We start from the raw sequence: 20901 nt of genomic DNA, 5'->3' as shown, positions 1-20901 counted from the left end.
AGCCATTTACTGCCGAAAATGGCGACTAAATAACCACTCGTGTCCTAACATTAACAACCTGTCGGCACGAATCAGCCATCCAACACACTCGTGACAGAGCACCTCACACTCACAACACACGTACAATCGACTCATACTTCTCTGTCGACCCGTTAAACAAATCCGCGCTCCAGGCTGATTTCAGCAAGCGCGCATGACCACCGGGTTACGATCACATAAATCAGTATAGAAGTTGCCAACCGTTACAGCCGATCAACCGACCACGAACTGACCGTTTACCGAACAAGCGTCCAGCGCGACCAGCCAATACGAGTGAAGTTCGAAGCCTGAGAAGCAGGCAAAACAACTTGCCATCCCAACCTGCCACAGGACAAGTTTCCGTGGGTATTGCTGCCATAACGGGCAAACTGACATACCAATGCAGGGAAAAGTGGGTAAACTTCGCGCCATTCTCCGGGGAAGGACCCGGTTTTGCACCCACGTCAGAGGACAAGACTCCATGGAAACCATTACCAACCGTACCTACGACGAACTGGCCATCGGCGACAGCTGCGAGCGTACTCACCAGATTGTGGAACGTGATCTGCAACTGTTTGCGGCCGTATCCGGCGACCACAACCCGCTGCACTTGAACCCTGAATACGCTGCCACCACCCAATTCAAGGGCCAGATTGCTCACGGCATGTATTCCGGCGCCCTGATCTCTGCAGGTCTGGCGATGGAGCTGCCAGGACCAGGCACTGTTTATATGGGACAGAATCTGGCGTTCAAACGCCCGATCATGATTGGCGACACCATTACCGTGAAGCTGACCGTCAAAGAAAAGATCGACAAAAAAGGCCTGGTGATTTTTGACACCACCCTGACCAACCAGAGCGGCAAAGTAGTTGTGACCGGCGAAGCGACCGTGATTGCCCCAACCGAAAAAATGACCATCGACATGCCAGAACTGCCACCGATTACGTTCGGTTAAGCACTGCCCGTTTTCGATGTAACACACTCGTGTACGCCTGACTGAAGCGGGAACTTTCCCCTCACAGGAGCACACGAGCGTGCCATTTGCGAGTTATCAGCTCAACGCAGAGCCCACACGCCCATTCGAGCTTGTGAGCGCACCTGTCGCCCAAACCCGCCCAGATGCTGACGACGCTCCGCCAGCCCCAGCAAAATCTGCGCGACCAGCGCATCACGCTGCTGTACTTCCATAATATCCACATGCTCAGCCATCGCCTGCGACAAGCGATTCAGCTCCGATAACGGATATTCGCGCTCACCTCGCTCAAGCCCTACGCTGAAATCCTGATGATCATCGCTACCGAGCAGATCAAACGAGCTATCGGAATCAAACAAACTGGCCGACTGATCCCGGATCAAGGCTTCCAGCTCCGTATGCGTATCGGCCAGATCATCACTGGCCTGGGCAATATCATTAAACGCCGACAAGGCATCGCGCACCGAACGAGTGGCAAACACCGGGAACAGATACTCCAGCGCCAGACCGGAACACCGCAGCACCGCACTTCCACCCTCACAACCCACAAACTGCTGGAACGCCAGATCAGGCTCGTTGCCATCCGGAATCAGCAAACGACCGCGCCACAACAACGTGGTTTCTTTCAACACCCGAGGCGACTGCCAGGCACGTACCGCCAGCATGTGGTCACGAATCGACGCCACCCACTCGGCCCGCTCGTTCTGGATCAGCTGATCACTACCCAACGCCCGCAGGGTATCCACCATAGCCAGACGCACATCGCGCAACAGCGGCGTCCACACCAGATTGGTGTTGCTATCGGGCCATGGCACCCCCAGCCACGACACCGAATCACGCAGCGGACTCATGGCAACCTGCACCAACGCCGCGGCATACGGACTGAAACGCACATCAAGCTCGGCCACCATAGAAATCGCCAATGCCGAATCACCCGACTCCATCAGACGCCGGATCACCAGCAAACGCAGACTGTCGGCCAATGGCTGCAACTCCGGACTCGGACGGACCGCCAGCGAATCCGCCATGCGCTGCATCAGGAACGCCAGCAAGTCAGGTTTCATCTGCTGCTGATCGGCCGCCAGAATCAGACCGGCATAAGCCAGAAGGGTTAACGGATCGCCTGCCGTCATACGCCCCAGCAAATCATTCACCGCCAGCAGGTCATCGGCACCACCGCGCCGCAACAAGGCACGCGCCTGCCAGTACCAGGCAAATTGGCGCGCCGACGGCGCAAGACGTTTTTCAAGGGAAATCAGCTCAGACGCCAGCGGCAGCAAAGCAGCATCATCGGCCTGCAGCCAGGCTTCCAGCCCAGCATCCAGCAAACCGGGAATCTTGCGAGGATCGGCCGGACGAACCACATCCGACGCGGCCAGTTCGGCCTGAGTACTGGCCTTGACCGCCGGGGTCTTGACCAATTTTGCAGACTGGTTAGCCGCCAGAGCAGGCAAGGCCACCAGCATCATCAGCGCCGCACCCAAACCGGCACGCGCGCAGAAACGTTCCATATTCACCCCTCCGCGGGCCATCAGACGACCACGGACAAAAACAGACAGACTTCCCGATCACAGCAGCCCATTGGGCACCCACATACAGCCTGAACACACCCTGTTGCAGAGACTTTGCAGCGCTCGGAGCGGCAAGCCAAAAGACGCGGCATTGTGCAACAGCGCCCCTTTGGCAGCAATCACACAACGCACAAACACACCGCTAGAAACACCGATATCAGCAACGTCGTGCGGGCTTTCTTACGCTTCGTTCCAGCGTCGGATGTTCACGATCTGCTCGGCTTGTTAATTGGCACCACCGCATGCCCTCATGGGGGACCTTGTCCCCCGGCCGGGCGGGCCTCCCCCTGCTTTTGCCCGGCTGGGCTCGTGTTTCCGGTTTTCACCGACAACGGCTTTTCGACCCCGGCCAGACGGCACATCCATGTGCCGACTGGTCTGGCGGGGCATCCATGCCCCGGCCGGGTCGGCCGTTGCGGTGAATCCCGGCTCGCCCAGATGGGCATTCGGTAGCCAGCTGCGCTGGGTAAATTCAGCAATCAATATTCAGGCTTATTAATAAGCCCTTAACCGATCGACACTCCCCGTAGGGTGGGCATTTATGCCCACCAGCCCCTCACCATACCCAGACAATCAAACTGCTCATATTCCATTCGATATATTGCCTTTACAATGCCAGCCAATCGCCGCTGGCGACCGAACTATCAACAAGGAAGAACGATCATGTCGATCCCAGAATCCTGGCGTGCAGCCATGACTTGCCGCCCCCTGATACCAACACTGCTACTGGCGTTAAACCTGCCCGCGGCACAGGCCGAAGAGACCGCCCAAGCCGAAGACGCCGCAGCCACCAGCCCATCACCCGTTATCGAAGAAGTGTACGTACTGGGCGAAGTGGAACAGCCACAAGTGATCCAGACCCAACGCCTGGTCAAAGTCGCCGGAGCCGGTAACGACCCGCTCAAAGCCATTGGCAGCCTGCCCGGCGTCACCTTCGCCAACAACAACCCGGAACCCGCCGTACGCGGCTCGTCCCCGGAAGACAACCTTTATATTGTTGATTTCCTGCCGGTGGGATACGTCTTCCACAACGACGGCAGCAGCATTCTTAACGACAACACCCTCGACACCTTCAACCTCGACAGCGCCGCCTTCCCCGCCAACTACAACAACGCCAACGGCGCGATTATTGAAGCCAGCTCCCGCGACGTGATGGACACCCAACAAGGCATTATTGACCTCAGCCTGCTACGCGCCGGGTTGTTTGTAGAATCGGGCACCAACACCGAATACGGCAGCCGTGGCGGATTTTTCTCCGCGCGCCAGAGCCTGTTCCAGTACTACATCGAAAACTTCCTCGACGACGAAGAATTTGAATTCACCGTTGTACCCGAGTTTTACGACTACCAGGGTCGCTACCAGTGGCAACTCGACCACGACCAGATCAGCCTGCAAATGCTTGGCGCCCGCGACAAGGCAGGCCTGCTGTTTGATGAAGACTCCGACGAAGTCAAAAAAGACCCGGAACTGGCCGGTGGCATCGACGTTAACCAGCAATTCCACAGCCTCGGCGTAGTATGGGATCACCAGTTTGAATCCGGCCTCAGCAGCCGGGTGGGCACCTACAACCTGCAACAGAAATTGCGCCTCAAACTCGGCAACAGCAACCACATCAACATTCACTCCGACGACATTGGCCTGCGCAGCGAATTCAGCCACGCCATCAGCCCCGAGCACGAACTCGGCTGGGGCCTGCAAACCGAACACCGTACCGTCACCTCGACCGGTGTTCTCAGCCTCAACCCCTGTGACGAATACCAGCCCGACTGCAAACTCAGCGGCGGCGCGGAAGAAATCCTGCTGCAAGACGAATTCATCATTCGCAGCCTCAACCTGTTTATCAGCGACCGCTGGCAAGCCACCGAACAGCTCACCCTCACCCCCGGCCTGCTGTACGCCAGCGACGACTTCACCGACCAGCGTTACCTCGAACCCAAATTGCAAAGCAGCTATCAGGCAACCGACGCCTGGGAGTTCCACGCCAACTACGGCCGTTACCACAAACTGCCCGACAACCTGTACCCCTACTCGCCCAGCGCCGGTAACCCCGACCTGGTACAACCGCAATCCACCCATTACGAACTGGGCAGCCAGCACCAGCTCACCGACCTCTGGGACATCAACCTCGACGTCTACTACAAAGACATGAAAAACCTCGTCATCGCCCGCCCCAGCGACGACTACTATCCCGACCTCAACGAAGCCGAATACCTGCAACTGCCACGTTTCAGCAACAACGCCAACGGCCGTGCCTTTGGTGCCGAACTGCTGATCAACAAAAACAGCGGTGAACGCTGGGATGGCTGGATGTCATTGGCCTGGTCGCGCACCTTCCGCTACAACGAACTCACCAACACCCACTTCCGCTACAGCTACGACCAGCCCGTCATCCTGAACCTCGTCGCCAACTACCAATGGAACGAACACTGGACACTGGGCCTTAAATGGCGCGCCCAGAGCGGCCAGCTGATCACCCCGGTTACCGGCGCCACCTACGACGACAGCCTCGGCGCATGGGAACCCAGCTACGGCGACCTCAACTCGCAACGCCTGCCGTTCCAGCACAACCTCGACCTGCGCGCCGAACGCAGCATCCGGCTGCTGAACCGACCCGCCGACTTCTACATCGACCTGATCAACGTCTACGGCCAGAACAACGTCGTGGGATACGACTACAACGCCGACTACAGCGATTACGACGAAGTCACCGGCTTGCCAACCCTGTTCTCGGTTGGCCTCAAAATGTACCTGTTATAACCACAGCCCACTGGCCGCCCCGGCGGCCAGTGTTAATCACCCTCTCCCGCCTCACAGCACGAACGCCCCAGGCCCGCCATATCCTCCAGAATCGGACAGTCCGGACGCTGATCACCGGCACAGCACGACACCAGATGGTTGAGGGTATTCACCATCGACTGCAACTCACCAATACGCTGCTGCAAACCATCAATATGCTGCTGCGCCAACGCCTTCACATCCTGACTCTGCCGCCCTGAATCGCCCCACAACGCCAGCAAATCGGCCACCTGCTCCATTGAAAAACCGAGATCCCGCGCCCGCCGGATAAACCGCAACGTATGCACATCACGCTCGGAATAACGCCGATAGCCCGACGCCGACCGCCCCGCAGGCGTAATCAGCCCGATACTCTCGTAATAACGGATCATCTTCGCCGAAATGCCCGAAGCCTCCGACGCCGCACCAATGTTCATAGCCTGAAAATCTCCCGCAACCCATCAGAAACAGAAAACCATGATCCGCAGAAAACACCGGCAGCGCAAAAACAAAGGCCGCCAAACGGCGGCCTGAGGGTGGAACGGTGGGTTTCAGAAACGGCTTACTGAGCGTTGTACGTGGTATCGAGCAAACGCCAGTTCACATCAATTGGCTGACTGCCAGAATGACTGATGTAATCCACTTCGCCGTAAAACACGAACGGGGCCGCTTTGCCGTTTTTCTGAAGTCGGTTTTCACGTACAAACAAATACATGTTCACGCCAACCGCCCGCGGAGTCGTAACTTCCTTCCCACGTTTTGAATCCGGCGTTGTGGAGTTCTGCGACTGCCAATGAAAGACATGCTGATCAACAAAATAGTTAGCGTAGGTATCCTGCCCACCACGATTCGAGTTGATGGTTACCAGCATCACCCGTTTATTGGTCCCCGTGATTGGCACGTAACCGCTGGCCCAAGACCCCGCCTGATACTCAACGCCAAATAACGCCGGAATTTCCTCGCGCATAAAGGCTTGGCCAACGAACATTTTTAATGGATCGACCTTGGACTTCAGGCGCGCAAAGGTCACCATTTCGTCCGTGGCAATCATGTCCGCATAGTCCGGATTATTCGCTCGTAACAGATAGCTACCATCAGGCTGCTTTAACACCCGACGCAGCAAATATTGGTCATCACCGGATACGTCCTGTCGCTCAATCGCGACCACTTGATCACTGATTTTCCCGGCGGTTTCCGGAGTGATGTACTCAAACAGCAGATAGTCACCATCGTAGATAGGCGACTTACCACCATTCATTGAGTTGCCTTTTGCACGGGCCACAAACAACCGATCCAGATTCGTACCCTTAAGAAACTCCGGAGTACGGACAAACTGCTCATCACCCGCATGACCGTTACGGAAATGACCGCAAGCCATTTGAATGTGTGGGAAGTACAAAAGCTCGGATTTGTCAGTAATCACCGGCAAAGTTGGCTCAGGCTCAGGCAATAATTCGCGAGCTTTGACTGCCAAGCGCCAGCCTAAAATATCGCTGCTCATCGTCCGGAATTGCGCCCATAGTTCAGACGCAATTTCGACGTTCAAATACAGCAGACCTTCGTCTTCCACCAGCAGAGGAACACCACTGGCCGTCGGTGATAACAAGGTGGTTAAGGCAGCCCGACGCAGATACGTCTGCCAGCGTTCTGCCGAATAAGACGTCGCCTCAGAATCCGTCAACGCCGCCACCCACTGACTCTGCCCCGACAGCCAGCCTTTCACATCCGCTGCACTTCTATTTTCAGCAACACCGGCTTCGGATATACCAAACTCCATCAAAGCACTTAATTGCATGAGCGGTTCCAGTGCCTTGGGCTCATCGGTCAAATCGCGAAACCACTGAGTGGCTGGCTCTAAAACGGCGAGTTCTTCGTCTCGAAGTTCTTCCAAGTGATCAAGAAATTCCCACCAGCTGCCGTACTGCTTGCCCAAGCTGCTCATGGAAACACCTGAACGCCACATTTCCAGCAAGGTTGGACGCCGCTCATACCGCGTCTTCAGCTCCCAGTATTTTTCCACCAACACGGAGGATTCTTTGGAGGCAACAAACTCGATGAATTCGAGATCATAGTTTGCAAAGCACCCCTCAGGCAGAAACTTATTGGGCTCCCGCATGGCGGCCAGCATATCGGCCTGCGTTGGCTTTTTCGGAAAATCGAATACCAAACCAGGGCGATTTTTAAAGCTGTGGTGATTACCAACAAAATCGAGAACCGTTAAAAACGGCTTGCCTTCCGCCGTTCGTAAACCACGCCCAAGCTGCTGCAAAAACAACACGCTCGACTCCGTCGGGCGCAGCATCATCACGGTATCAATCGACGGCAAATCCACGCCTTCGTTAAACAAATCCACCGAGAACAGTACCGTTAATTCGCCCGTTTTTAGCTGATCAAGCGCCTCCGAGCGACTCAACCCAGAATCGGTATGAACACTGGCCGCTTTGATGCCCTCTTTGCGGAAATAATCTGCCATGTAGTCCGCGTGCTTTTTCGACACACAGAAAGCCAAGGTTTTGAGCTTGCCGCGACTACGCCATTCCTTGAGTACATGCTTGGCGCGACCAACCGTTGCCAACTTATTCGCCAGTTTGTTGGGATCAAAGCGGCCGTTGCGCCAAGGAATATGGTCGTAATCAACCTCCGTGTCCAAAATGCCGTAGTAATGAAATGGGCAGAGTTTTTTGGCTCGAATGCCATCAAACAGGTCGAACCGAAACACCAAGTTTTGATCGCAAAAACGCAAAATATCGAGACGATCAGAACGGTCTGGAGTGGCGGTCAATCCCAGCATAAATTTGGGTTTGAAATGCTTGAGCAACGCTTGATATTGCCCGGCGGCGGCATGGTGAAATTCGTCGATCACGATGTAATCAAAGTGATCGGGGGCGAAATGCTGCAAGTGCTGTGCACGGCCAATCGTTTGCACAGAAGCAAACAGCAGATCGGCATCTCGATCCTTCTGAGTACCGCTGTAACGACCAATCCGCTTATGGCTTAAAACGGCTAAAAAGCTACGCTCAGCCTGAGTCAGAATTTCCTCACGATGGGCAATAAACAGCACACGATTGGCTCCGACTTGTTCAGCATCAAACGCCGCCAAATAGGTTTTACCAAGGCCTGTCGCCAATACGACTAAACCTTTCTGATAGCCGCGCAAACGGGTAGCCGCTAATGCCTGTAGTGCCTCATCTTGATGAGGATGTGGCTCTGGCTTTTCGATCTCGTTAGGTTTAACCGTCGCGACGACCAACTCTTTTTCTTCATTTTTAACGATAGCTGTCTGGGCAGCTGACCAACGCGACTTATACGACTCAAGCCACTCCGGAGTCAGCGCCACAACACGCTCATCGGCAAATAACCCCTCGAACGCTGCTTGAACTTCTTCGATTCGAGCCTTAGCGGAGAGATCAAGGGAATTCGGATAGTCGATGTGGTAGTTCCACTCCAAACCATCCAACAACGCAGGCCGACTGATGTTACTCGAACCAACAAAAGCATCCGCCGAAACCACAACATCGTGCTCACGCCGGATAAACAAATACGACTTCAGGTGAAAACTTTGTCGCTCGCATTGATAAATACGAACATCGGCACCCGCTTCGACCAAGAACAACAGACTGCTTAACGCTGGCGGCTGAGTAACCAGCAAATAATCACTGGTCAATAAACGCAGCCGTACTTTACGTTCAGAATCGAGCGCCGCTTTAAGGTCATCAAAGATGAGGTTTATCCCACTGACCATCACAAACGAGACGGCAATATCCACTTCGGTTGCCGTGGCCAACACCGTACGCAGATGCGACCACAATCCATCTCCTTCCCCACCCACAATTAACGACTTCAACTCAAATCCCTTACTCAAAAAACCACGTCTTTAACGACGTTACATCATGCCCAACGAACCCCGTTGGCCATCATCAATCAACAAATACTTTTTCACGGTGATACGCCAACAAATCACGCTCCGGCTGAAATTTCTTCGGTAGGTAAATCTCTTTGCCTTCGTACGCAACCACGGCTGACTGCCAAAACGGATCATCCCAATGACGCCAGCGGTTGGCGATTCTAAGAGTGAAATCATCGTTCACACAGACCAACCCACGATCAAATGCCTTGTCATGCAGGGTTGAGAGGCACAAACCATTTGCCGGATTGCGCCGATTCTCCGGGCTGGCGCTCCAAGGCTTAATATGACTGGCAACCAAAAGTTCTGGAATCGCTAACCCACTGATACAACAACGGTTTTCGTAGGCACTTAACACAGCACCACGAAACAGCGATTGACCAACGCGAACCTTAGTCAGTACCTCGCGATTCTCACCGGTAAAGTCGGGTTGTGGAGGCTCCGGTGGTAAAAATGACGACAACTGGAAACCGATAAGCGCCTGATTTACTGCTTCCGCGAAGGTATCCCAGTCCTGCGACATTTCCTGCCACATCGCCTTGTCGGCGATTGATGCACCTTCTAAACCTTTGCGCCCACTTTCTCGAAAAGAAGGATCGAGACTAGCGATATTGGAAAGCTTCATCGCCAACGCTGAAGGCGTCCTGCCGATGTGGGAAGCGTATTCAATCAACTCTGGATTAGAGCTGTGAAAACGTCCAAATGGGATTTTGCAGTACAAATAAAATGCAACGAGCAGCTGCTCGCGAGTCCAACCATTGGATTTGGCCAATGTTATCGTCCTTGTGGTTTCGGGTAGGTTTCCCGGAATTACTACGCCCCACTACTTCGCGGTTTGGATGCCCGCTGTTTGGCGCCTTTGTGTTCCGGCAGGGATTCAATAAAGGGGTTTACCTGATCCAGCACTTGCAGCACGGTCAGCAGGTTGCCGAGGCTGATGCTGTCGCCGCCGGATTCGAGGCGTTTGATGGTGGAACGACTGACGGCGGATGCGCGGGCCAGTTCTTCCTGACTGAGGTTTTTGGCCAACCGGGCGGCACGAACACGATGCCCAACTTCGGCGATCAGGGCACTGACACTGAGTTGCTGGTAGCTCATGGCGATTTTCCTTTCGGTCTTCCATTAATGAAATGGGTGGTCGCGTCGGCATCGTAGTGGTTCTACAATGCCGGGCTTCCGGCCTCTGGGCCATTAGATGACGTTTAAAACATGGCCCTTAAAGCAACTATCTGCAAGGCGGAGCTGGCGATTTCGGATATGGATCGCCACGTGTATGAAACTTTTAACCTGACGCTGGCTCAGCATCCGTCAGAAACGACTGAGCGTATCATGGTGCGTTTATTGGCCTTTGCCTTCAATGCCCAAGAGCGTCTGGAGTTTACTCGCGGCCTAAGTACCGATGACGAACCTGACCTTTGGCTGCGCAATTACTCCGACGAGATCGAACTCTGGATTGAATTGGGCCAACCCGATGACAAACGCATTCGCAAGGCCTGCAATAAGGCCAAACAGGTGATCATTTACGGTTACCACGGCCGCCCGGCGGCATTGTGGTGGGACAGCGTGAAATCCGAGTGTGCCCGTCACGATAATTTGCGCGTAGTGAACCTGGACGCCGCGGCCGTCAGCCAGCTGGAGCAATTGCACCAGCGTACCATGAGACTGCAGGCCACGATTCAGGATGGCCTGCTGTGGCTGGGTGATGAAAACCACAGCATCGAGGTTGCCAGCGAGGTGTGGCAGGGCTGAAACCTTCGCCCTGCCCTGCTCACGCCTGCTGTTCCCCCCCCCGCTCAGGAATGCCCCGCTCAGGAATGCCCCGCTCAGGAATGCCCCGCTCAGGAATGCCCCGGCAGTGGCAAACGCCGCAGCCGCAGGGCGTTCGTAACCACAAACACCGATGACAGCGCCATGGCTCCGGCGGCCACCGCCGGTGACAAACTCCAGCCGCTAAACGGGTAAAACACCCCGGCCGCCAGCGGAATCAGGGCGCTGTTATAGGCAAACGCCCAGAACAGGTTCTGACGAATATTGGCCAGGGTTGCCTTGCTGAGCTGGATGGCGTTGGCCACCGCCAGCAGGTTGCCCGACATCAGCACCACATCGGCGGCTTCAATGGCGATGTCGGTGCCCGTTCCAATCGCCAGACCAGCATCTGCGGCGGCCAGTGCCGGGGCGTCGTTGATGCCATCCCCCACAAAAGCGACTGCGCCGTATTGATGTTGCAGTTCCTTGAGGGTGGCGACTTTGCCATCCGGTAACACTTCCGCCACCACATGATCAATGCCGAGTTTTATGGCGATGGCTTCGGCGGTGGCGCGATGATCACCACTGATCATGGCGACTTTCAGGCCCAGGTCGTGCAGACGTTTGAGGGCGGCCGGGGTGTCGACCTTGATGGGGTCCGCCACGGCAAATACAGCCGCCGGTTCGCCGTTAATCACCACGTACACCGGGGTTTTGCCTTCACTCGCCAGTTGATGCGCCAGATCGGCAAACTGTTTGAGCGGATAACCGAGGCTGCGAATCCAGTGTTCAGAACCCAGCTCCACGTTGAGACTGTGGCCGTCGTCGTCACAACGGGCACGAATGCCTTTACCGGTGAGGGCTTCAAAGGTGATCAGGGCTGGTAATGGCAGTTGTTCGGCTTGTGCGGCGGCCACCAGCGCCCGAGCAATCGGGTGTTCGGAGCGGGACTCAATCGCCGCCAGCAGGGCCAGCACCATTTTGCGCGGATAACGCGAGCTGGTGTGCAAATCAGTCAGGGATGGTTTGCCTTCGGTGAGGGTGCCGGTTTTATCAAACGCCACCATACGGATGGATTGCAGCTGCTGCAGGGCGTCACCCTTGCGGAACAGGATACCGGCTTCAGCACCGCGCCCGGTGCCGACCATAATCGAGGTTGGAGTCGCAAGGCCCATGGCGCATGGGCACGCCACAATCAGCACCGCAACGGCATATACCAGTGCCTGACCAAAACCAACACCGGGCACCAGTGCCCACCACACCAGCAGGGTCAGCAGTGCCAGCCCCATCACCACCGGCACAAACCACAGGGTGACCCGATCGACCATGGCCTGAATCGGCAGTTTGCTGCCTTGTGCCTGTTCGACCATTCGCACAATGCGCGCCAGTACGCTCTGTTCGCCCAGATGGGTGGCGCGTACCAGCAGGATGCCGTTCTGGTTGAGGGTGCCACCCACTACCGCTTGTCCAGCGGTTCGGGCAACGGGCAGAGGTTCGCCAGTGATCATGGACTCATCGACGTAGCTGTCGCCAGCCACCACGTCGCCATCTACCGGAATACGTTCGCCGGGCCGAATCTCAACCAGATCACCGGGGTTCAGCAGGCGGATTTCAATGTCTTCAACGCGGCCATCGGCGCGCTGTACCCGTGCGGTACGTGGCTGCATCCCCAGCAGATGCTGGATGGCGGCGGAGGTCTGGCCTTTGGCGCGGGCTTCGAGCCAGCGCCCAAGCAGAATCAGGGTGACGATAACCGCAGCGGCTTCGAAGTAGATATGGGCCGAGCCACTCGGCAGGCTGCCCGGTAATAACACCGATACCCAGGAGTAACTCCAGGCCGACAGGGTGCCAACGGCCACCAGCGAGTTCATGTCCGGGCCTCCGCGCAGCAGTGCCGGTATGCCGTGGCGTAAAAATCGTTGACCGGGAAGCAGCAGTACCAGGGTGGTCAGAATGCCCTGAATCCAGCCGTTGGCGGTGCCGAGGTTCTGCATCACCCAATGATGCAGCGCCGGAATCATGTGGCTGCCCATTTCCAGCACAAATACTGGCAGGGTCAACAGCAGTGCAGTCAGCAGGTCGCGCTTGAGGGTCTGTTGTTCGGCGAGTTTCTGGTCACGTTGCTGGTGGTTGTTATCGGCGGCAACGGTATGGGCGTCGTATCCGGCCTTGCGAATGGCCTTGATCAGGGTCTCGGTGGCAACACCGGGTTCTATGGCTACCAGCGCCCGTTCGGTGGCAAGGTTGACCTCGGCATTCAGTACGCCGGGCTGGGCTTTTAACACCCGTTCGACACGACCAACACAGGACGCGCAGGTCATGCCTTCAACGGCCAGTTGCACCGGCTGCGGCGGCACCACACCAAAGCCGGTACGTTCAACCGCACGCACCAGATCGGCAACCGGGGTCGAGGCCAGCAGGTCGGCACGTTCAGTCGCGAGGTTAACGCTGACCTGTTCAACACCGGGGACATTTTTCAATACGCGCTCGACCCGACCAACGCAGGAGGCGCAGGTCATGCCTTCGATATTCAGTTGAATCGAACGTGTGGGGAGTTGTTCACTCATAACGCTCTCCTTGTTACTACCCGGTCAGTATCAACCTTCCCACTATGGCAAGGTAAAGTCCGTTTATAGGCCGCGAAGTATTAAAGAGCAGTGAATTCAGCCGCGCAATTGTCGCCAGACCAGCGCAATACGATCTTTTACCGTTAATGGCCCGCGTTGCAGGTTGTCGCCATGGCAATGCCAGCATTGGGCTGGGTTTTCCCAGGCCATGATGGTGTCGGATTTGGGAGCGCAGATACGCCGCCAGCCGCAATCCGGGCAATAAATAATCCAGGGATCGGGACGAAACGCCATATTGCGGGTGCTCCTGAGCGAGGGTTGGGTAACGGGTTTAATGCCCGCTGAAAATGGAAGAACGCACTATCACCAAAAGCCGACCTGACACACAACCGACAATCCATCCAACCTTGCGCTGGATCGGTATCGAGGGTGGATTCCTGACAAAATGATGGGCTGATGTTGGAAACGACAGGGGGAATTGGCAACGCTTCGGGGCTGACAGCCCCTCCTACAGGGCAATTTTTTGATCCACGCAGGGCAATTTTTTGTTCACCGGCTTTTTTGCGGCCGCCGCTGCAGGTAATGTAGCGCCCCCCTTTTCGCTCACACCTTATAACAGGCGTTCGACCAACATGATGGCCAGCAACCCGATTCTGTTTACTACCCTGCTGTTGCTGCTGAGCAACGTGTTTATGACGTTTGCCTGGTATGCGCATTTGAAGGAGCTGGGCACCAAACCGCTGATCATTGCGATTGTGGTGAGCTGGGGTATCGCCTTTTTTGAATACTGTCTGCAGGTTCCGGCCAATCGTCTTGGCAATACGGTGTTAACCGTTGGACAGCTGAAGATGCTGCAAGAGGTGCTGAGTCTGGCGGTGTTTGTGCCGTTTTCGATTTATTACCTGAAAGAGCCGCTGAAGCTGGATTATTTGTGGGCGGCGCTGTGTTTGCTGGGCGCGGTGTTTTTTGTGTTCCGCAGCAAGTTCGCCTGAACAATCACTGACTAACGCCTGCTATAGAAACGCATTCGGAATCAGGAATGCAGCAACACGAATGGCCGCGTTGGCCATTCGCATTTGATCAATCGGGTTAACCCGCCAGCACTTCTGGCGGGAAACCGGCTTCGTTCAGGGCCTGGGTAACGGCGTCGTTGCTGGCGCTGGACTGCACTTCGACCAGACGAGTGGCGACGTCGATATTCACCACGGCGTTTTCGTCGATTTCACGAATGGCAGCGGTGACGGCACGGGCACAGCCGCCGCAGGTCATGTCTTCTACTTTCAATTTCATGATGCACTCCTTCTGGAGAGGTCCGTTGGATGGGAAGACTGTAAACCTTCCCATCGTGACAAGGTCAAGCGACGAATAGCGGTTTGTGGGCATTGGATGATATGGCGCAATGCCAGCTCCGGCAGCAATATCTACAGGAGCGGACGTTGCATTCAGAACCAGAATTTAACCCCGGCCATCCAGCGGTTTACCGCGCGCTCCCCAACCAGATCGGCACTGCCGCCAAACCAGTGTTCCCGCTCGACACCCACGTATGGGGCGAACTGGCGGGTAAACTCATAACGCAGACGCCCCCCCAGGGTGCTGTTCGACAGACCGGCGTCAAACTGCCCTTTGGGGTCCTGTTTGTTGTGGAAACTGGCTTGTAACGATGGTTGCAGAACCAGACGCTGGCTCAGCAGCAGGTCGTAATCGCTGTGCAGGGCCAGTTCGGCCACACCTTCTTCGCCCACAAACAACATGGCTTCGGATTCAAACCAGTACGGTGCCAGCCCTTCAAAACCAGCACCCAGCCAGGTGCGTTTTACCTCGGGCGAGATGTCCTGACGGACGCCCAGCCGGGTGTTCCAGAAGGCGGTGTAGGCATGTTGCCAGTAAGCACCCAGCTCGGCGTCGGTTGCTCCGTTGTCGCGTTCGGCATCAAATTCCAGTACGGCGCGATCCCAGGTGGTGCCATACCAGAACTCGCCGCTGACTCGGGCGATGCCGTTGTCACCTTCGTTCACCTGCTCCAGTTCATTAACCTTCAGCGATGAGAAGCTGTGGCTGTCCATGGTGTGCAGGTGGCCGACATTTTGTGGTACGTACGGGCCGGTGAAACGCTGATAGCCATCGGACCAGGCATGAGGATCACGGGCTTTGGCCGGGGCTTTGCCGCCCTGCATACCGCTCATATCGTGGTTCATGGAACCGTGATCCATCCCCTCATGATTCATAGCTCCGTGATTCATGGAGCCGTGATCCATTGGCATGGAACCGGCGTCTTTCATCATGTCGCAGTGTTCCATTTTGCTATGGTCCATCGGCATGGAATCACCGTCCATTTTCATGGCGCTGTGGTCCATTTTGCTGTGGTCCATTTTGCTGTGATCCATACCCTCATGATTCATGGCACTGTGGTCCATTTTGCTATGGTCCATCGGCATGGAATCACCGTCCATTTTCATGGCGCTGTGGTCCATTTTGCTGTGGTCCATACCCTCATGATTCATGGCACTGTGGCCCATTTTGCTATGGTCCATCGGCATGGAATCACCGTCCATTTTCATGGAGCTGTGATCCATCTTGCTATGGTCCATACCCTCATGATTCATGGCGCTGTGATCCATATTGCCATGGTCCATCGTGCTGTGATCCATGGTTTTATCGGTGCAGTCAGCAGCAGTTGCGGCAGTACAGTCGTTATCATCAGCCTGCGCCAGCCCGCTACCGGCCAGCATCAGGGCCAGTACCAGCGGTTTGAAGGCGGTGGCGTTTACGGTGAATTCACTCATACGGAAATGTCCTTGCGCTGTACGTTTCATGCCACCAACACCTCACGGAACATGCCGGAGTCCATATGGAACATCAGGTGGCAGTGCCAGGCCCAACGCCCCAGCGCGTCGGCGGTTACCTGAAAGCTGATGCGTTGCGCCGGTTGCACGGGAATGGTGTGCAGGCGCGCCATAAATTCACCGCGGTCGTTTTCCAGTTCGCTCCACAGGCCGTGCATGTGCATCGGGTGGGTCATCATGGTGTCGTTTTGCAGTATCACCCGCACGCGCTCGCCATGACGGAAGTGCACCGGGGTGGATTGGCCAAATTCGAGGCCGTCGAACGACCAGCTGTAACGCTCCATGTTGCCGGTGAGGTGCAGTTCGATTTCACGTTCTGGCAGGCGTTTATCCATGCTGCCGCCAATGGTGTGCAGGTCGTTAAGCGTCAGCACACGGCGGCCGTTGTTACGCAGCCCGATGCCCGGATCATCGAGGTTGGTGCGCGGTGTATCCACCCGCATATCCACCGATGGGCCGTATTCAGTGCTGGCGTGGCTGACGGTCTGGCTCGGTACAGCAATACCGGGCTTGCCCTGGCTGCCGTGGTTCATGCCCGCCATACCTGAATGATCCATACCGGCCATGCTCGAATGATCCATACCGGCCATGCTCGAATGGTCCATACCGGCCATGCTCGAATGATCCATGGCTGGCTGGCCAGAATGAGCGCTGTGATCCAGCGACTGGCCACCATGCCCAGCGTGTCCGCTCTGCCCGCCGCCGTGGTTCATGTTGCCCATCATATCGGCCATCGACAGCCATTCCGGTTTATCCAGTGCAGGCACCGGAGCGGTCAGGCCAGCCGCCACGGCGAGCGTGCCACGGGCATAACCGGAACGATCCATGTTCTGGGCGAACAAGGTATAGGCGTCGTCTTTGGGGCGTACCAGCAGATCGCAGGTCTGACCTGGGCCCATACGCAATTCATCAACGGTAACCGGCTCAACATCCTGGCCATCCGCTTGCACCACGGTGAGTGGCAGGCCCGGAATACGGAAATCGTAGAAGGTGTTACCGGCCGAGTTGATCAGCCGCAGGCGCACGGTTTCACCCGGCCTGAACAGGCCAGTCCAGTTGGATGACGGGGTCTGGCCATTCAGCAGATAGGTGTAGGTTTCGGCAGACACGTCAGCCAGATCCGTCGGGCTCATCCGCATGTCGTTCCACATATCACGCTTGCTGAGGGCCTGCTGCAAACCGTACTGGCGCACGTCGCTGAAGAAGTCGGGCGCAGTCGGTTTGATGTAGTTGTAATAACCGGCGTTGGATTTCAGCTTTTGCAGAATCCGCATCGGGTTTTCATCACTCCAGTCGGCCATCTGGATCACGTAATCACGGTCGGCACGAATACGCTCGCCGTCGCGCGGCAGAATCACAATCGCGCCGTACAGGCCCTGCAATTCCTGAAAACCGCTGTGCGAGTGATACCAGTAAGTGCCGCTCTGACGCACCTTGAACTGGTAGGTAAAGGTTGCTCCGGCTGCGATACCACCAAAACTCAGGCCCGGCACACCGTCCATTTCATAGGGCAGCAGAATGCCGTGCCAGTGAATGGCAGTCGGCTCCGACAGGCGATTGTGGACACGAATGGTCACGGTTTCGCCTTCGCGCCAGACCAGGGTTGGCGCTGGCAGTGAGCCGTTAACGGTATAGGCCAGACGGCGACTGCCGGTGAAGTTCACCGGGGTCTGGTCAATGTACAGATCGAACTCGGTCCCGGTCAGTGGGCTGGCGGCCGCATTGGCAACAGCATCCTGCGCCCAGGAACGGCTGCCACCTCCAAGCAGGGCTGCAGCACCGATACCTTGCACAAAACGCCGACGGGAACATTGGGGAGTCCAGATGGCTGACATGTAGGGTTTTCTCCTGATCACCGAAAAGGGCGGTGTTACACAACACCTCAATGCTTTCAGGTTAGCGCCACGCGCCTGTCACCAACATGACCTGAAGATGACAAAACGGTAATCTTGCCGTCATCTGGCGGTGCGCCCACAGGGGTATAAACCGGCTACATCGGGCTGCACGCCCTCTCTGGATTACAGGACTGCTGTTCATGCGCATTCTGATTGTGGAAGACGAAATCAAGATCGGTGATTACCTGAAACAAGGCTTGTCGGAAGCCGGGTTTCGGGTCGATCTGGCCCGTAATGGTCTGGATGGCCATCATCTGGCGATGACCGAATCGTTCGATCTGATCATTCTCGATGTGATGCTGCCCGATGTGGATGGCTGGAAGATTTGCCAGTCGATTCGTGATGCGCGCAACCAGACGCCCATCCTGTTTCTGACCGCCCGTGATCAGGTGGCCGATCGTGTGAAGGGGTTAGAACTGGGGGCCGATGATTATCTGGTCAAACCCTTTGCTTTTGCCGAGTTGCTGGCACGGGTGCGCAGCCTGTTGCGCCGTGGCAGCCGCCCAGTGCAAGACGAGCTGGTGGTGGATGATCTGGTGCTGGATTTACCCAAGCGTCAGGCCTGGCGTGGAGGCCAGAAAATCGCCCTGACCAGCCGCGAGTTCAGCCTGCTGGAACTGCTGGTGAACCGTCGAGGCGAGGTGCTGACCCGCTCGTTAATCGCTTCACAAGTGTGGGACATGAACTTCGACAGTGATACCAACGTGATCGATGTGGCGATCCGGCGTTTGCGCAGCAAAATCGACGATCCATTCGAGCGCAAACTGATCCAGACCATTCGCGGCATGGGTTACAAGCTGGATGCCGACGATGGCCAATAATCGTCCGTTATCCCTGCAGTGGCGCGTCACCCTGCTGGTGGGGCTGGTGATCAGCCTGGGGCTGGCCCTGCTGGGCTGGTCGGTGCAACAGGCCATTGCCATGCACTTTGTTGAACAGGATTCCCATGAGCTGGGCGTCGTGGTTGCGGCGGTTAATCGCATCATGAACCCCGACAGCGCCACTGCACTGGCGCCGCGAGCCAGCAACGAACATTCGATTCATATTCATCCGTACGCCGATCCGGTGATCGCCCCCTGGTTACCGCAACAGCAAGCGCTGCAGCAGGCGGCCCTTGGTCATCACGGCATTTATTGGCAACTGCTCGATAACAACGGCAAACCGCTGTTTGTTACCGCAGGTCCGGATGTATTAACCGCCGCCAGCACCGAGGCGGTTCAGCCCTATTCCACCACTCCGGTGTTGGCCGCCGCGATGGCTGACACGACCGAAGTGCGGCTGGCGCGGGTGCAACTGGGTGAATATCAGCTGGTGCTGGCCAGCGACCAGACCTTCCACCGCCACTTTCTCGATGAGTTTGCCGTACGCCTGTTGCTGCTGACCCTGCTGATTGGCCTGCTGACCCTGCTGGCGGTGTGGTTCAGCATTCATCGTGGCCATGCACCGCTGCGTCAGCTGAGCCAGCAAATCGGTGCCATCGGCTCCCAACACCTGCATCAACGTCTCGACCCCAATGCCAGTCCGGCCGAGTTGCAGGCACTGATTGAATCCTTCAACGCCATGCTGGCGCGTCTGGAACAGGGCTTTGAGCGGCTTTCCAACTTCAGCGCCGATATCGCCCACGAGCTGCGCACGCCACTGGCGGCGCTGATTACCCAAACCCAGGTGGCGCTGGCGCAGAACCGCTCGGCCGACGAATATCAGGAGCTGTTGTACTCAAGCCTTGAGGAAGAAGAACGTCTGTCGCGCATGGTGGCCGATATGTTATGGCTGGCCAAAACCGATAACGGCCTGTTGAGCTTGCGGCTGCAACCGCTGGCGCTGGATCAGGAAGTGGCGGATCTGATGGAGTTTTTTGAAGCCTGGGCCGATGAACAAAACGTAACCCTGAGCTGTGAAGGCGCAACACCCTTGGTCGCCGCCGACCGCGATACCCTGCGGCGGGCGATCAGTAACCTGCTCTCCAATGCCATTCGCCACACGGCCGCCGGTCAGTCGGTGCGAATCGAGTTACATGAGCAGCGGCTGGTGGTTAACCATGGCGAGCAGACGTTTGCCTGTATCAGTGTGGTGAACCCCGGTGCGCCGATTCCGCCTGAACATCTGCCGCATCTGTTCGAGCGCTTTTACCGGGTCGATGGTTCGCGCCAGCGGATTACCGACGGCACCGGGCTGGGGCTGGCCATCACCCGTTCCATCGCCCAGTTACATGGCGGGTTTGTGAACGTCAGCTCCGACGCTCACGAAACCCGCTTTAACCTGCTGCTGCCGCTTTTGCCAGAGCAAAACCACTGATAATCCAATCCGATATCAATCTTCGCCAACGGTGTGCCCAGAGCTCTGCAGTTTTTACAGGGTCTCTGGCAGGCATATCAATTCGATCGTTTGAAATACCCGCTTTTTGCCAAGTTGACACTACCTGACAACGAGACGTAGGATTCAATACTGATATATTTATTTAAAATTATTTCTAACAGCTGGTAGCAGCACGACGCTACTCAGAGACCAGGATGGTCACACGCCAGCAAACCCAAGCTGGATGTGAGCAAACCACATGTCGGACAATCCAAAAATCCCTCTTGGCAACAACCCTGCTAACCAACAATCCT

At 56.4% G+C, this 20901-nt stretch carries 16 protein-coding genes; 6 read left to right on the top strand and 10 right to left on the bottom strand.

What is annotated here, in order from left to right:
• The first annotated feature begins 499 nt into the window (after positions 1-499).
• On the top strand, positions 500-973 hold the full coding sequence (locus tag OUO13_RS16175; protein WP_283174928.1) for a MaoC/PaaZ C-terminal domain-containing protein: 474 nt from the start codon (positions 500-502) through the stop codon (positions 971-973).
• A gap of 101 nt (positions 974-1074) precedes the next feature.
• On the opposite strand, the gene OUO13_RS16170 is transcribed toward OUO13_RS16175, so the two are convergent.
• Entirely contained in the window at positions 1075-2502 is a 1428-nt protein-coding gene (locus OUO13_RS16170) for a hypothetical protein (protein WP_283174927.1), read from the bottom strand.
• Between the two features lie 723 nt (positions 2503-3225).
• Here OUO13_RS16170 and OUO13_RS16165 point away from each other — a divergent pair.
• A complete protein-coding gene (locus tag OUO13_RS16165; RefSeq protein ID WP_283174926.1) occupies positions 3226-5319 on the top strand; it encodes a TonB-dependent receptor plug domain-containing protein in 2094 nt (697 codons plus the stop codon).
• Positions 5320-5351: 32 nt separating this feature from the next.
• Here the strand turns inward: OUO13_RS16165 and cueR are convergent, their stop codons facing one another.
• The 4 genes from cueR to OUO13_RS16145 form a co-directional block, all read right to left on the bottom strand.
• On the bottom strand, positions 5352-5774 hold the full coding sequence (gene cueR, locus OUO13_RS16160) for a Cu(I)-responsive transcriptional regulator (protein ID WP_283174925.1): 423 nt from the start codon (positions 5772-5774) through the stop codon (positions 5352-5354).
• A gap of 125 nt (positions 5775-5899) precedes the next feature.
• Entirely contained in the window at positions 5900-9145 is a 3246-nt protein-coding gene (locus OUO13_RS16155; protein ID WP_283174924.1) for a DUF3427 domain-containing protein, read from the bottom strand.
• Positions 9146-9254: 109 nt separating this feature from the next.
• Entirely contained in the window at positions 9255-10013 is a 759-nt protein-coding gene (locus OUO13_RS16150) for an HNH endonuclease (RefSeq protein WP_283174923.1), read from the bottom strand.
• A 41-nt stretch (positions 10014-10054) separates the two neighbouring features.
• Positions 10055-10339 carry a helix-turn-helix domain-containing protein gene (locus OUO13_RS16145; protein WP_283174922.1) on the bottom strand — a complete coding sequence of 95 codons (285 nt, stop codon included), beginning with the start codon at positions 10337-10339 and terminating at the stop codon, positions 10055-10057.
• Between the two features lie 111 nt (positions 10340-10450).
• Here OUO13_RS16145 and OUO13_RS16140 point away from each other — a divergent pair, with 111 nt between their 5' ends.
• Positions 10451-10990, top strand: a complete 540-nt coding sequence (locus tag OUO13_RS16140; protein ID WP_283174921.1) for a YaeQ family protein — start codon at positions 10451-10453, stop codon at positions 10988-10990.
• Positions 10991-11079: 89 nt separating this feature from the next.
• Here the strand turns inward: OUO13_RS16140 and OUO13_RS16135 are convergent, their stop codons facing one another.
• Both OUO13_RS16135 and OUO13_RS16130 read right to left on the bottom strand, forming a co-directional pair.
• On the bottom strand, positions 11080-13554 hold the full coding sequence (locus OUO13_RS16135; RefSeq protein WP_283174920.1) for a heavy metal translocating P-type ATPase: 2475 nt from the start codon (positions 13552-13554) through the stop codon (positions 11080-11082).
• Positions 13555-13650: 96 nt separating this feature from the next.
• On the bottom strand, positions 13651-13848 hold the full coding sequence (locus tag OUO13_RS16130; protein ID WP_283174919.1) for a hypothetical protein: 198 nt from the start codon (positions 13846-13848) through the stop codon (positions 13651-13653).
• 338 nt (positions 13849-14186) lie between these two features.
• Here OUO13_RS16130 and OUO13_RS16125 point away from each other — a divergent pair, with 338 nt between their 5' ends.
• Positions 14187-14546 carry a DMT family protein gene (locus OUO13_RS16125; protein ID WP_346429365.1) on the top strand — a complete coding sequence of 120 codons (360 nt, stop codon included), beginning with the start codon at positions 14187-14189 and terminating at the stop codon, positions 14544-14546.
• Between the two features lie 97 nt (positions 14547-14643).
• Here OUO13_RS16125 and OUO13_RS16120 read toward each other — a convergent pair whose 3' ends face one another.
• The 3 genes from OUO13_RS16120 to OUO13_RS16110 all read right to left on the bottom strand — a co-directional run bounded on the left by OUO13_RS16120 (position 14644) and on the right by OUO13_RS16110 (position 18232).
• A complete protein-coding gene (locus OUO13_RS16120; protein ID WP_283174918.1) occupies positions 14644-14844 on the bottom strand; it encodes a heavy-metal-associated domain-containing protein in 201 nt (66 codons plus the stop codon).
• A 152-nt stretch (positions 14845-14996) separates the two neighbouring features.
• Positions 14997-16367, bottom strand: coding sequence for a copper resistance protein B (locus OUO13_RS16115; RefSeq protein WP_283174917.1), 1371 nt, complete (start codon positions 16365-16367; stop codon positions 14997-14999).
• Entirely contained in the window at positions 16364-18232 is a 1869-nt protein-coding gene (locus tag OUO13_RS16110) for a copper resistance system multicopper oxidase (RefSeq protein WP_283174916.1), read from the bottom strand. The genes OUO13_RS16115 and OUO13_RS16110 overlap by 4 nt, the downstream gene beginning before the upstream one ends.
• A gap of 200 nt (positions 18233-18432) precedes the next feature.
• On the opposite strand from OUO13_RS16110, the gene OUO13_RS16105 reads away from it, so the two are divergent.
• On the top strand, positions 18433-19113 hold the full coding sequence (locus OUO13_RS16105) for a heavy metal response regulator transcription factor (protein WP_283174915.1): 681 nt from the start codon (positions 18433-18435) through the stop codon (positions 19111-19113).
• Positions 19103-20587: a heavy metal sensor histidine kinase gene (locus OUO13_RS16100; RefSeq protein ID WP_283174914.1), complete on the top strand. Its 1485-nt coding sequence runs from the start codon at positions 19103-19105 to the stop codon at positions 20585-20587. Before OUO13_RS16105 ends, OUO13_RS16100 begins: the two co-directional genes overlap by 11 nt.
• Positions 20588-20901: the final 314 nt, after the last annotated feature.

Origin of the sequence: Parathalassolituus penaei (assembly GCF_026626885.1) — a bacterium.
Lineage (GTDB): Bacteria > Pseudomonadota > Gammaproteobacteria > Pseudomonadales > Oceanobacteraceae > Oceanobacter > Oceanobacter penaei.
This window is presented reverse-complemented; position numbering and strand designations above follow the sequence as displayed.

What these genes read in the sequence shown, in the direction of transcription:
- OUO13_RS16175 (WP_283174928.1), top strand. Translation starts at nt 500, where the DNA reads ATGGAAACCATTACCAACCGTACCTACGACGAACTGGCCATCGGCGAC.
- OUO13_RS16170 (WP_283174927.1), bottom strand. Translation starts at nt 2,502, where the DNA reads ATGGAACGTTTCTGCGCGCGTGCCGGTTTGGGTGCGGCGCTGATGATG.
- OUO13_RS16165 (WP_283174926.1), top strand. Translation starts at nt 3,226, where the DNA reads ATGTCGATCCCAGAATCCTGGCGTGCAGCCATGACTTGCCGCCCCCTG.
- cueR (WP_283174925.1), bottom strand. Translation starts at nt 5,774, where the DNA reads ATGAACATTGGTGCGGCGTCGGAGGCTTCGGGCATTTCGGCGAAGATG.
- OUO13_RS16145 (WP_283174922.1), bottom strand. Translation starts at nt 10,339, where the DNA reads ATGAGCTACCAGCAACTCAGTGTCAGTGCCCTGATCGCCGAAGTTGGG.
- OUO13_RS16140 (WP_283174921.1), top strand. Translation starts at nt 10,451, where the DNA reads ATGGCCCTTAAAGCAACTATCTGCAAGGCGGAGCTGGCGATTTCGGAT.
- OUO13_RS16135 (WP_283174920.1), bottom strand. Translation starts at nt 13,554, where the DNA reads ATGAGTGAACAACTCCCCACACGTTCGATTCAACTGAATATCGAAGGC.
- OUO13_RS16130 (WP_283174919.1), bottom strand. Translation starts at nt 13,848, where the DNA reads ATGGCGTTTCGTCCCGATCCCTGGATTATTTATTGCCCGGATTGCGGC.
- OUO13_RS16125 (WP_346429365.1), top strand. Translation starts at nt 14,187, where the DNA reads ATGATGGCCAGCAACCCGATTCTGTTTACTACCCTGCTGTTGCTGCTG.
- OUO13_RS16120 (WP_283174918.1), bottom strand. Translation starts at nt 14,844, where the DNA reads ATGAAATTGAAAGTAGAAGACATGACCTGCGGCGGCTGTGCCCGTGCC.
- OUO13_RS16115 (WP_283174917.1), bottom strand. Translation starts at nt 16,367, where the DNA reads ATGAAACGTACAGCGCAAGGACATTTCCGTATGAGTGAATTCACCGTA.
- OUO13_RS16110 (WP_283174916.1), bottom strand. Translation starts at nt 18,232, where the DNA reads ATGTCAGCCATCTGGACTCCCCAATGTTCCCGTCGGCGTTTTGTGCAA.
- OUO13_RS16105 (WP_283174915.1), top strand. Translation starts at nt 18,433, where the DNA reads ATGCGCATTCTGATTGTGGAAGACGAAATCAAGATCGGTGATTACCTG.
- OUO13_RS16100 (WP_283174914.1), top strand. Translation starts at nt 19,103, where the DNA reads ATGGCCAATAATCGTCCGTTATCCCTGCAGTGGCGCGTCACCCTGCTG.